The 11262-nt window shown below is 66.9% G+C and carries 19 protein-coding genes; 17 read left to right on the top strand and 2 right to left on the bottom strand.

Annotation, left to right across the window (positions count from 1 at the left end):
* From BLR05_RS09845 to BLR05_RS09800, 10 genes are all read left to right on the top strand, one after another.
* Positions 1–251, top strand: a 251-nt coding sequence (locus tag BLR05_RS09845) for a YdhT family protein (RefSeq protein WP_208605999.1), incomplete at its 5' end; no start/stop codon positions are given.
* A gap of 76 nt (positions 252–327) precedes the next feature.
* Positions 328–837 (top strand): hypothetical protein, encoded by a 510-nt coding sequence (locus BLR05_RS09840; RefSeq protein ID WP_092834175.1) that lies wholly within the window; start codon positions 328–330, stop codon positions 835–837.
* A gap of 12 nt (positions 838–849) precedes the next feature.
* Complete coding sequence (locus BLR05_RS09835) at positions 850–1140, top strand: hypothetical protein (RefSeq protein ID WP_092834173.1); 291 nt, start codon at positions 850–852, stop codon at positions 1138–1140.
* A 5-nt stretch (positions 1141–1145) separates the two neighbouring features.
* A complete protein-coding gene (locus BLR05_RS09830; protein WP_092834171.1) occupies positions 1146–1325 on the top strand; it encodes a hypothetical protein in 180 nt (59 codons plus the stop codon).
* Entirely contained in the window at positions 1325–1609 is a 285-nt protein-coding gene (locus tag BLR05_RS09825) for a hypothetical protein (protein WP_092834169.1), read from the top strand. The genes BLR05_RS09830 and BLR05_RS09825 overlap by 1 nt, the downstream gene beginning before the upstream one ends.
* A gap of 97 nt (positions 1610–1706) precedes the next feature.
* Positions 1707–2801, top strand: coding sequence for a RecT family recombinase (locus tag BLR05_RS27485; RefSeq protein ID WP_092834167.1), 1095 nt, complete (start codon positions 1707–1709; stop codon positions 2799–2801).
* 1 nt (position 2802) lies between these two features.
* On the top strand, positions 2803–4668 hold the full coding sequence (locus BLR05_RS09815) for a YqaJ viral recombinase family protein (protein ID WP_092834165.1): 1866 nt from the start codon (positions 2803–2805) through the stop codon (positions 4666–4668).
* 68 nt (positions 4669–4736) lie between these two features.
* On the top strand, positions 4737–5027 hold the full coding sequence (locus BLR05_RS09810) for a KTSC domain-containing protein (protein WP_092834164.1): 291 nt from the start codon (positions 4737–4739) through the stop codon (positions 5025–5027).
* A gap of 47 nt (positions 5028–5074) precedes the next feature.
* The gene (locus BLR05_RS09805; protein ID WP_143015887.1) at positions 5075–5284 is read left to right on the top strand and encodes a hypothetical protein; all 210 of its coding nucleotides are present in this window, start codon (positions 5075–5077) and stop codon (positions 5282–5284) included.
* A gap of 13 nt (positions 5285–5297) precedes the next feature.
* Complete coding sequence (locus BLR05_RS09800; protein WP_143015886.1) at positions 5298–6152, top strand: adenine nucleotide alpha hydrolase family protein; 855 nt, start codon at positions 5298–5300, stop codon at positions 6150–6152.
* Positions 6153–6182: 30 nt separating this feature from the next.
* On the opposite strand, the gene BLR05_RS26515 is transcribed toward BLR05_RS09800, so the two are convergent.
* Positions 6183–6320, bottom strand: coding sequence for a hypothetical protein (locus BLR05_RS26515; RefSeq protein WP_167361231.1), 138 nt, complete (start codon positions 6318–6320; stop codon positions 6183–6185).
* A 100-nt stretch (positions 6321–6420) separates the two neighbouring features.
* On the opposite strand from BLR05_RS26515, the gene BLR05_RS09795 reads away from it, so the two are divergent.
* From BLR05_RS09795 to BLR05_RS09775, 5 genes are read left to right on the top strand one after another with little or no spacing between them, the layout of a single operon-like run.
* The gene (locus tag BLR05_RS09795) at positions 6421–6924 is read left to right on the top strand and encodes a hypothetical protein (RefSeq protein ID WP_092834158.1); all 504 of its coding nucleotides are present in this window, start codon (positions 6421–6423) and stop codon (positions 6922–6924) included.
* The gene (locus BLR05_RS09790; protein ID WP_092834156.1) at positions 6921–8276 is read left to right on the top strand and encodes a hypothetical protein; all 1356 of its coding nucleotides are present in this window, start codon (positions 6921–6923) and stop codon (positions 8274–8276) included. The genes BLR05_RS09795 and BLR05_RS09790 overlap by 4 nt, the downstream gene beginning before the upstream one ends.
* Positions 8273–8803 (top strand): hypothetical protein, encoded by a 531-nt coding sequence (locus BLR05_RS09785; protein WP_092834154.1) that lies wholly within the window; start codon positions 8273–8275, stop codon positions 8801–8803. Before BLR05_RS09790 ends, BLR05_RS09785 begins: the two co-directional genes overlap by 4 nt.
* Complete coding sequence (locus BLR05_RS09780; RefSeq protein WP_092834152.1) at positions 8793–9197, top strand: Lar family restriction alleviation protein; 405 nt, start codon at positions 8793–8795, stop codon at positions 9195–9197. Before BLR05_RS09785 ends, BLR05_RS09780 begins: the two co-directional genes overlap by 11 nt.
* Positions 9194–9388 (top strand): hypothetical protein, encoded by a 195-nt coding sequence (locus BLR05_RS09775; RefSeq protein ID WP_092834150.1) that lies wholly within the window; start codon positions 9194–9196, stop codon positions 9386–9388. Before BLR05_RS09780 ends, BLR05_RS09775 begins: the two co-directional genes overlap by 4 nt.
* A 14-nt stretch (positions 9389–9402) precedes the next feature.
* Here the strand turns inward: BLR05_RS09775 and BLR05_RS09770 are convergent, their stop codons facing one another.
* Positions 9403–9579 carry a DUF3606 domain-containing protein gene (locus tag BLR05_RS09770; RefSeq protein WP_092834148.1) on the bottom strand — a complete coding sequence of 59 codons (177 nt, stop codon included), beginning with the start codon at positions 9577–9579 and terminating at the stop codon, positions 9403–9405.
* Between the two features lie 127 nt (positions 9580–9706).
* Between BLR05_RS09770 and xisR the strand changes: the two genes are divergently transcribed.
* Together xisR and BLR05_RS09760 are read left to right on the top strand one after the other, a co-directional pair.
* Entirely contained in the window at positions 9707–9946 is a 240-nt protein-coding gene (gene xisR / locus BLR05_RS09765; protein WP_092834146.1) for an excisionase family protein, read from the top strand.
* Positions 9922–11064, top strand: coding sequence for a site-specific integrase (locus BLR05_RS09760; protein WP_092834144.1), 1143 nt, complete (start codon positions 9922–9924; stop codon positions 11062–11064). The genes xisR and BLR05_RS09760 overlap by 25 nt, the downstream gene beginning before the upstream one ends.
* Positions 11065–11262: the final 198 nt, after the last annotated feature.

The raw sequence follows: 11262 nt of genomic DNA, 5'->3' as shown, positions 1-11262 counted from the left end.
GGGCCAACGCCGCCACCACCGGCGAGGGGGCCAACGCCGCCACCACCGGCGAGGGGGCAGTGGCGGCCGCCCTTGGTATCGGCGCCAAGGCAAAGGCCGGCACGGGCGGCGCAATCGTGCTGGCGCACCGCAGCGATGACGGCAAGCTGCTGGGCGTCAAAGCTGCCATGGTGGGCGATCAAGGCATCAAGCCGGATGTCTGGTACGTGCTGGATGCAGATGGAAGCTTCAAAGAGGCCGGCGATGACTGACCTCGCGGAGCCCCGCATGCCTGACCACCACCCACCCAGCCCGCCGCATGCGGGCTTTTTTTCGTCTGGAGGCCCCATGGACCAAGAAACACACCCCGGCTCCGCTGCCTTGGCGGCCTACGCCCTGCACGTACACAACAAGAACACGGCGCGCGAAAGGCGGATTTCGGCTGCAGCGCACCGCAAGGAAGCGAAGACGCAGAAGCTGCAGGTCGATGCCTTCGCGCTCCGGAAGACCGCCAAGGAGCTCACCGCCGCATCCTGGCAGCACGCGGCCACCGCCAAGGCGGCACGCACGGAAATGCTGGAGCACGCGGCGCGGGCCCTGAAGCAGCTCACCACCCGCATGCCCCCCGAGTACCAGGGCTGGGGGTGCACGAAGACGCACATCTACACCGGGCTGCTGAAGACCCTGGAAACCCAGGTCGCCCGCACAAACCCCGCGCTCCCCGTCCTTGCGGAAGCGCTGCAGTTGCTGCTTACGCACCGCGAGTGGGACGAGAAGACGCTGACGCGCCTGAGTGGCGCACGAACGAAGGCCTGGCCCACCCCGGGCACGGGCTGGCCTGAGAACGCCCCGAGCTGAAGGAGACACGACATGGACATCCACCACCCCGACATGCGGGCCGCCGTGCAAGCCCCCGCCCCGAAGCCCCAGAGCACCTTCCTCGGCTCCGTCGGCTTGGGACTGCTGATCTTCGCCGCCTTGATCTGGGCCGGCCAAGACGACAGCCAAGCCGACACCCGGCACCGAGCCGCAGCAGAACAGGCCCACGTCGAGGCCGCCGAGGAGCGCCGTGCCGCCGCCGCGGCCCGCGCGTGCGAGCCCGGCACCACGCCCGCCTGGATCGACAGCACCACGGTGCAGTGTCTGCGAGCTGCGCGCTGATCCCCATGGACGCGTGCCACCCAACCATCCGCGCGGCGCTCGATGCCGAAGCCCGACGATTCGAGCGCGAGGAGCGCGCCATGGCCGAAGCTCGGGCCGCCGAAGCGCAGCGCCACATCGAGCACCGCGCCCTGGCGCGCCAGATGCGCGAAGAGCGCCACAACCCAGCCATGGGGTATGTGTGATGACAGAACATGAACTTGATCATCACCTGAACGCCGTCTTGAAGGCGGCCGGTTCAGCCCTGCGGCACTACACCTTCCAGAAGTCGCTCGATGACATGCGCGCGGCGATGCGGTCCGCCGTTGCGGCGGGAGCGGAAGACGCCGATCCCGGCTACCTGCGCGGCCTGCTCGCAACTCTCGAAGCAGTCGAGGAGCGCGAGCGGCCCGTGATCGTCGCCATCGACTCGCTGCGCGCGCGGATCGCGCAGCTGACCACCCCACCCCAGTCGGAGCCCCGTCCATGAGGCCTGTCGCAGCCTTTGCCGTCTGGCTTTTTGCCACCGCGGCAGCCACCGCAATGTTCCTCGTGCACCTGCACCCACCCCTCCTCATCAGCACACCATGACCACACAGCAACACGACCACGGCGCACTCGCCATCAGCAGCGCCAGCGCGGGCGCTCTCCTCATGCACGACGCCAGCATGGACCGGCTGGAGCGCCTGGCCGGCTTCATGGCGAGCGGCAAAACCACCTTGCCGCAGCATTTGCGCGGCAACACCGGCGACTGCTTCGCCATCGCTCTGCAGTCCATGCAGTGGGGCATGAACCCCTTCGCAGTCGGCCAGAAGACTCACCTGGTAAACGGCACGCTCGGCTACGAGGCTCAACTGGTGGCGGCCGTCATCAACAGCTCGGGCGTGGTCAAGGACCGATTCAACTTCGAGTGGTTCGGCGACTGGACGAAGATCATCGGCCAGTTCAAGGAAGTGACCTCCAACACCAAGAAGGACGACAACGGCCAGCCAAAAAAGTACATCGTCCCCGCATGGAAGCAGGAAGACGAGCGCGGCCTGGGCGTGCGCGTGTGGGCGACCATCAAGGGTGAGAGCCAGCCGCGTGTGCTGGAGCTCCTGCTGACCCAGGCGCGCACACGCAACAGCACGTTGTGGACGGAAGACCCGAAGCAGCAGCTGGCCTACCTTGCGCAGAAGCGCTGGGCCCGGCTGCACGCGCCGGACGTCATCCTGGGCGTGTACACCCCCGACGAATTGGGCGAGCCCACAGAGAAATTCATGGGCCACGCCGAAGAGGTGGCGTCTCCCCCACCTCCGCCCGTGCCGCCAGCTTCCTATCCCGATGCCGATTTCACCAAGAACCTGCCGGCCTGGGCCAAGGCAATCGCCGCCGGCAAGAAATCCATGGCCGATGTCATCGCCACGGTGGCCGCCAAGGCGCCGCTCACCGAGATGCAGAAGACGGCGCTCCAGGCCGAAGTCGAGAAGATGCGCCCGCAGGATGTCGAGCCCAAGACAACGCGGGCGCCGGCCCAAGACGCGCCGGCGGTGGATGCTGAATTGCTGTCACAGCGCCTGCGCGACGCGAAAGACCTGGACACCCTCTACGAGGCGGCCGGGCTGATCGATGCGCTGCCGGCCGAAAGCCGCGACGCCGTGACCGAAATCTTCAACGGCCGCGTGGCCGAACTGGGAGGCTGACATGTGGAAAATCGTCGAGGGCCTGCGGCAGGGCTCGCCGGAATGGATCGCGCACCGCGCGCAACACCTCAATGCATCGGACGCCCCGGCAATGATGGCGTGCCACCCGTCGAAATCCAGGCGTGAACTGGTTCGGGAGCTGGCCACCGGGATCGGTCTGGAGTTCTCCGACTTCGTGCAGGAGCGCGTGCTGGACAAGGGCCACGAATTCGAGCGCCTGGCCGGGCCGCTGATGGAGAAACTGGCCGGCGAAAGCCTCTACCCGGTCGTAGGCGTGAACGGCAAGTTCAGCGCCAGCTATGACGGCTTGGCCATGTTCGAAAGCGTGGCCGCGGAGCATAAGCGGCTCAACGCCGCGTTGCGCGAAGCGATGACGCCCGGCTGCACGGGGGGCGACCTGCCACTGTGCTACCAAGTGCAGATGGAGCACCAGGCCATGGTCTGCCCGACCATCGAGCGCATCCTGTTCGTGGCTTCGGACTGGGATGACAGCGGCGGCCTCATCGAGGAGCGCCACTGCTGGTACGCGCCCGATCCACAGCTGCGCGCCCAGATTCTGGCCGGATGGGAACTGCTGGAGCGCGACGTGGCCGCATATACGCCGCCGGCCACGGAGCCGACCACAGCCAAGATCCACGCCGCGCTGCCTGCATTGCGAGTCGAGGCGAGCGGGCAGATCACCGCGAGCAACCTGGAAGAGTTCCAGGCCGTGGTGCTGGATCGAATCAATTCGGTGAATATGGAGCTGACGACGGACCAGCATTTCGCGGACGGCGATGCGGACGCGAAATGGCTGCGCGATGTGTCCTCCAAGATGAAAGAAGCCGTGTTGCGCGTGCGTGGCGGCATGCAGTCCGTGGACGATGTGCTGCGCGTGCTCGAGCAACTGGACGACTTCGCCACCAAGAAGGCCATCGCCATCGAGAAGAAGGTGAAGACCGAGAAGGACGCCCGGAAAGAACAGATCGTGGTGCAGGCCGAGCAACAACTGGCGCAGCACGTCGGGGCGCTGAACCAGAAGCTGGGCGCCAACTACCTGCCGCCGCCGGCCCGCGGCGTGTTCGCCGCCGTGACGAAGGGCCTGAAGTCGCTCTCGAGCATGGACGACAAGGTGCGCGCCGCGCTGGCGGTGGCGATGGCCGAGGCCGACGCAACAGCCGAACGACTGGCCGCCAACCGGGAGCACCTTCGGCAAGAGGATGCGGACTGGATCACCCTATTCGCGGACTTCGCGACCGTGGGCGCCAAAGCGGGCGAGGACTTCCAGGCGATCGCGGCTCTGCGCATCGGACAGCACCGGCAGGCCGAAGCGAAGCGCCTGGAAGCAGACCGCGAACGCATCCGCCGTGAGGAGCAGGAGCGCGCCGATGCGGAAGCCCGCGAAAAGCTGATCCAGGCAGAAGCGCAGGCCCAGGAGGGAATCGCTGTCGCGCGCCAGGAAGAGGCGTTGCCGGGACCGCTGTTGGACGATCTGAGTGCCGTCGCGCGCTACGTACGCGATGACGGCGTGGCCGACATCGACGCCCGGCGGGCCATCGGAAACGCCCAGGCGGTAGCTGCTGCCATCGGCGAATCCCTGCAGGGAGGGTCCGGCTGGGCACGCGGGGTTCCTGATGGCGGGCTCGTCCACATCCCGACAGCGAGCACGCTCGCGGAGCCTGCGGACGACGGCAGCACCATCACCCTGGGTCAGATAAACACCCTGCTGGCGCCCCTGAAGCTGGACGCCGCGGGGATCGCAGACCTGGGTTTTGTGACCACCCGGGTGAAGGCGGCCGTGCACTTCCCGGCAGCGCAGTTCCCCACGCTGTGCCGGGCGGTCGCCGGGCGCGCCCTGGCCGCCATCGAAAAACGCATCTTGGCCTGATCCCGCACTGCCCCTTCTCCAACCCAGGCCCGCCACGCGCGGGCCTTTTTCATTCTCCCGAGGACACCATGCCCGCACCGAAGAAGCCCATCACTCCCGCAGCCTTCACCAAGAAGGCCTACCACCCCATCGCCATGACACCCGTGCAGAGCAATCAGGTGGGCGCGATCGGCTACGACCCCGCCACCAACACGCTGGCGTGCACCTTCGCCCGCGGCCCGGGCCACGTCTACCACTACCCGGGCGTGGACCAGAAGACGTTCGACGCCTTCATGGCCGCCGAGTCCAAGGGCACTTTCTTCGGGCAGCACATCAAGGCCCTGGCCTTCGACAAGTTCCCGGCGCCGAAGCAGAAGTAATCCCCACCAGCCCGCTCCGTGCGGGCTTTTCCTTTTCTGGAGCCCGCATGTCCCAAGCCCCCATTGGCATGAGCACCCCGGCCGAAACCCTGCCGGAGCGCCGCGCCCGGCTTTCCACCCCCGACGCGCAGCGCGCCGCCGCCCGCGCCCGGGATCTCTGGTGGCAGCAGCGCCAGACACAACTGCGCTGCGCCAGCTGCGGCGCCCCGATCCCCCACCGGCCCGCCGAGGGCCAAGGCCTGCCCTGCGGGCACTGAGACGAAAGAGCCTATGAAGCCCCGAATCCGCGCCTCCTTCAGCGGGGGGCGATCCAGCGCGAAGATGTGCGAGATCCTGCAGCGTCGCTTCGGCGACACGCACGAGATCGTGTTCACGTTTGCAAATACCAGTTGGGAGCACCCGGACACTCTGCGGTTTGTGGATGCCGTGGACCGTTGGCTTGGGCTGGGCCTGGTCTGGCTGGAAGCTGTGGTGCACCCAGGGCGCAAGTCCTGCACGCACCGTGTCGTGACATACGAGACGGCCGCCCGCAACGGAGAGGTTTTCGAGGCCGTGGTGGCTAAGTACGGACTCCCCAACCAAGTCTTCAAGCTGTGCACTCGGGAGCTGAAGACCAACGTCATGGACTCCTATGCGCGGTCCATTGGCTGGGCCAAAGGCTCGTACGAGACAGCCATCGGCATACGGGCAGACGAGCCGCGCCGAGTGCGCCGAGAGGTCGCCGAGCGCGAGCGGATCATCTACCCGCTCGTGGACCTTGAGCCCGTCGATAAGCAGGACGTGCTGGACTTCTTCGAGCCGTTTCCCTGGGATCTGCAGATTGCCGAGCACCAGGGCAACTGCGTTGGCTGCTACAAGAAATCGGAAGCCAAGCTGCTGCGCCTCTACCGGGAGGGTCCGCGGAACTTCGACTTCCCCGTGCGGCTGGACCAGCTGTACCGCAACGTCGGGCCCAACAACGTGCCCGGCCCTCGAAAGATGTACCGCGGCTACCGCAGCGCGCCGGAGCTGGTCGCCGAGTTCGATGCGGCGGGTCCGGCCTATCACCCCCCGGTCGCCGATGGCGGCTGCTCCGAATCGTGCGAGCTGTACGAGACCGAGCAATTCGACCTCTTCCCCGTCTGATCGCCCACCCCAGCCCCCACGGGGGCGACATCACTCATCCGGTTGCCCAAGTGACAGATCGTCGTCGCCCGGCTGCGCGACGTTGACGAGCGGGTTTCGGGCACCGCAGCCCGGGCAAATGAAGTGGATGCCCTGCTCATCGATCTCCGGTTCGACGGCGTGAAACATCACCAGCAGCCCACATGCATTGCAAGTCCACATCGGCGATCTCCAGTAGAGCACCGATCGTATCCGCCCCACGGGGTCGACAACAACACAGGAGGCCGCAATGGCTCGCGCCACCACGCAGCAGATCCAGTTACTGCACCACACACTGGGGCTTCGCCCCGACCAGAGAGACGCCCATCGCAACCACTTCGTCGCCGGTCCTGGCCACCACGACATGCCAGACCTGGAAGCGCTGGAGGCCTCCGGGCTGATGGCGCGCGGCCGCAGTCCCTCGTTCATCGACAAGACGGATGTCGTGTTCCACGCGACCGATGCCGGCCGCGAGCTGGCGCTGCAGGAGCTACCACAGCCGGCGAAGCGAAGCCAGCACGGGCAATGGCTCGACGCCGACTGCGGCGAGACGTTCGCCGAGTGGCTGTGTCGCTACGGCGTGCCGCGCTACGACATGCGGTGGGATCGGCAGGGCCGATTCGAGTACCGGATGTACCGGAGTCCTGGTGGCATCCGCTACGACGTGACCGGCGATTGGGCGGCCACCAAAAAAGCCGCGAAGGCCAGCTACAAGGCAGCGCTCAAGGCGCACAACTCGAAGGAGCACCCATGACCGAGAACACCACCAACAACACGGCCGCCCCGGCGGCAACCCAGCCCGAGGCACTGCGCTTGGCCGCCTGGCTCAACGAAGGCGCATGGCATCGGATGACGCTCGGTGACGTCAACGCAGCGGCCCGCGAACTGCGCCGCCTGCACGCCCTGACCACCGCCCCGGCGGCATCCCTGGTTCCGCTGAACGACCGCGCGGTCTTGGACGCGATACGCGGCGCCTACGACCTTGGCTACAACGACGCCCGCAACGCGCGCACCGTGCCGGGCGACAGCGCCCCGGGGTACAAAGGACGCGAAGTCGAACAGGACCACGGCGGCGCGCTGATCCACACGCTCTCCCGGCGCCTCGCAGCACCGGCCGCCCAGGAAGCCGAGCCCGCCGACCCGTCGCGCATCCTCGCCGACCCCGAGCGCCGCGAGGCAGCGAGGGTAGATCGTGAAACGCTGGCAAAGCGATTGATTGGCGAGGTAGTTGAAGCCAGCGCCATTGCATCGAGAATTTGCCGAGAAGTCGCAGAACTACCCGACCGCAACAGCCCTCCCGACTGGCCCCAGGCGATGCTGGTCACGTCCGACGAGCTGCACCAAATAGTTCGGGAAACTCTTATCGCCGTAGCCCCGCGTCCCCAGGCGGATGCTGGAGCAGTGCCCGTCCCACGCAAGCTGCTGGAGGATCTGGCGCCAGAGCAGCCGATGAACCAGGACGAGCAGGGCGGTTGCGTATGGTGCTGCGGGAGCGCGCCTGATTACGCAGGTGCGGAGCCCGAAGACCATGACGCCGATTGCCCCTGGCTGCTGGCACGCGGTCTGCTCGCCGCCGCGCCCCAGGCACCCGCCGCAGCCACGGAATCCGTGCTGATCAACGGCGTGGCGTACAGAGTGCCGGCTGCAGTCGCAGGCGAACTGCTGCGCCTGCACATGGAGGCTCTGACGGCACCCACCGCAGCAGTGGCGCCGGCCGGCAGGGCACAGGAGTGGGCGTGGCACGACGAGGTGATGAAGATCGCGATGGTGGCCTCGACCGCGATGCACCAGTCCCCGGCAGATCAGCGGAACATCCTCGAAGACATCGCTGACCAGCTGACAGCGCTGGGCGCCTCCATCGCAGATGGCCGGGCCGCCGCCTCCACTCAGGAGGCAGCACCGCTGACCGAGGCCGAGCTGCTGGAGGTGCAACGCGCCGTCGAAGACTTCGGGGACTGCGGCGAAACCGTCGTGGACTACGAACTGCTGCTGCGCACCGCGCTGGCCAGCTACCTGGAGTGCACGCGGTTCCAGGTGCTCAACCGGCCAGCACTGGACCGTGCCATCGACGCCGCCCGCTGGCGGCAGGAAGGAGGTGCAGCATGAGCCGCAGCGGATACACCGACGACTACGACGACGATCCTCTGGCCGGCGGCCGGTGGCGCGCAGCCGTGAAGAGCGCGATCAACGGCAAGCGCGGCCAGCAGGCCCTGCGCGAGATCCTGGCAGCGCTGGATGCCATGCCCGAGCAAGCCCTGATTGGCGAATCTCTGGTCACGGCCGAAGGCGAGTTCTGCACGCTCGGCGTGCTCGGCCAAGCCCGGGGGCTCGACATGCGCTCCGTGGACCCGGAGGACTGGGACGCAGTGGCCGCACTATTCAACCTCGCGCCCGCGATGGTGCGCGAAGTGGTGTTCGAGAACGACGAGGTCGTAAACACCTACCGATGGGTGGACGTGGAGATCTGCGGACCGATGCCGCCGCGCCACTTCCGGCGCCCCTACGGCTACGAGCGCCACCGGCGCACTGTGTGCGTGACGATTGACCACGCAGAGGTGGCCCGGCATCGCTGGCGTCACATGCGCGCATGGGTGGCCAGCCAGATCAAGGAAGGAGACCCGCATGAGCGCTGACACCACCGGCCAGCCCCTCGCACCCGTGATATCGCTGGTGTGGGACAAGGCACAGGACGGCAGCTACTTCGCGCAGATGACCGTCTCCGGTCTGGCGTCCGAGCAGCAGGCTCAGGCAGCCGTCGATCACATGCAACGCCTCTTCTGCGGGGGCGCAACAGGAGCCTACCCAATGAGCGCTGAAACCACCCCGGGCGTGGCACCGTGCCCCTGGTGCGGCGAGGTGCCGGATGAGGCGCTGGATGTACGCGGCACGGCCATCGAATGCCCGAGCTGCGGCGTGTCGGGGCCAGCTGGCCGTGATGCGGCAGAGGCCGTTGAGGCATGGCAGCGGCGGGCGCCGCAACCTGTCGTGGCGTGGATGCACGAGGGGGACCCACGGGGGAACCAATGAAGAGCCCCACCAAAGGCCGCCACCGCCTCACCTTCGCAGACCTGGCCAAGGTCCGGTGCATGGTGTGCGACAGGGACAAGCCGGCCGAGGGCGCCCGCCCCTTCCGGGCCTGCCACGTCTGCGCGGACTGCGTGCGCCTGGTCACGCAGCGCGCCGCAGACCGGGTCAATACGGCGGACCAGACGTCCTGATCCGCCGCGTCAACCTACTTTGCGAGGTGACGCCGGACGTCGGCCACCATGACCCCAACTGCCTTCACGGCCGCTCGGAGCTGGGTCTCCGTACACCCGAATTCCTTGGTCCAGTAATCAACCTCCCAAGGCTCGTTCACGTTGACGCGGCTCCGGTCCTGCGGACCGCGATTTTGAAGGTTATCTGCCATCTTTTCTTCTCCTCGGGAAAAAGCTCCCAAGCGCATTGGAAAGAAGACGGCACAACAGGACAACAGGGAATTTCCCCACCCAACCAGCCCGCCACCTCGGCGGGCTTTTCATTTTCAGGAGGTCATCATGGGAGCAGTGCTACCCTTCGAGCCGCCCGTTCTGGCTCCACCCACGGTCCAGTTGGTCAGCTCCCGGTTCGTGACAATCGAGCTCGCGGCGGCCATGACGGGGTTCAGCCCGGCGGCGATCCGGGCCAAGATCAATAAGGGCGTGTGGCTCGAGGATCGCCAGTGGATCAAACGCGAGGGCCGCGTGCTCATCGACATGAAGGGGTACGAAAAATGGGTCGAGTCGGGGACGGCGTAGAGGTCCGGGAAAAGTCCATCAGGCTGTCGTTCGTGCTCGACGGCCAGACCTGCCGGGAGACCCTGAAGACGGACGGCCAGCCGCTGGCGCCGACACCGGCCAACGTTCGGTACGCCCGGCGGCTCGCCGCCGAGATCAAGGACCGCATCCGGCTGGGCGCGTTCGTCTATGCCGACTACTTCCCGGCCAGCCTGCGCGCCACCAGCGGGCGCGCGATCACGCTGGGCGAGCAGCTCGACCTCTGGCTGTCCACTCAGACCGACAAGGCGCACAGCACGCTGAAGGGCTACCGCGTGGCCGTGGCGTGGTGGAAGTCGAAGCTCGGGGGTCGATCGCTGAAATCACTCAAACACAGCGACATCCTGCTGGCCCTGGCCAGCGAGCCGACTTGGACGGGGAAGACGCGCAACAACAAGGCGAGCGTTCTGCGCCAGGCCCTGGCGCTGGCCCTGCGCGACGGGTCGCTGTCGGCAAGCCCTATCGACGGCTTGGAGGCCGCAAGCCACCAGCGGCCGCCGCCCGACCCCTTTTCCCGGGAGGAAGCGGAGGCGATCATCGCCGGCATGCTCGAGCGATACGGCGAGCAGATGGCCAACTACTTCGGGTTCAAGTTCTTCACCGGGGTGCGCACCTCCGAAAGCTTGGCACTGAGGTGGGAGAGTATCGACTGGCGCCAGGGTCAGCTGCAGGTGTCAGATGCCGTCGTGCTGGGCATCCACAAGGGCAGCACCAAAACCAGCACCACGCGCACGGTCCAACTCAATTCCCGGGCCCTCGAGTTCCTGGCGGCTCAGAAGCCCCACGGGTTGATCTTTCCGGATCCGCGCACGGGCCAGCGCTGGACCGACGACGAGCCGCCGCGCGAACTCTACTGGCGGCCGCTGCTCAAGCGCTTGGGCATCCGCTACCGCAGTCCCTACGAAACCCGGCACACCTACGCCACGATGATGCTCATGGCCGGGGTAACGCCGGCCTACGGCGCGCGGCAACTCGGCCATTCCGTGGAAATGTTCCTGCGCACCTACTCCAAGTGGATCGACGGCGGCCAGAACGCGGTCGAGATGGGCAAGCTGGAAGCCCTGATCGCCGGCCCGTCGGCGAAGCGCGCGGCGCCCTAGCCAGGGAGGAATCCAGGGAGGAATCGGCAATCCATGGAGTTCTGCAGAGCACCGCCCCAGAGGGGAAATTGCTCTGTGGTGCTCCTGGTTATCCTATGCCGGCGGTTCGAGTCCCTCCGGGCAGGCCAGCATTTCCCCTCTGAGAACTGCAGATCGTTTGAAGTCTCAGGGAGGAATCGGGGAGGAATTCCACTCTCC

Origin of the sequence: Paracidovorax cattleyae (genome assembly GCF_900104515.1) — a bacterium.
Taxonomy (GTDB): Bacteria; Pseudomonadota; Gammaproteobacteria; order Burkholderiales; family Burkholderiaceae_C; genus Paracidovorax; species Paracidovorax cattleyae.
This window is presented reverse-complemented; position numbering and strand designations above follow the sequence as displayed.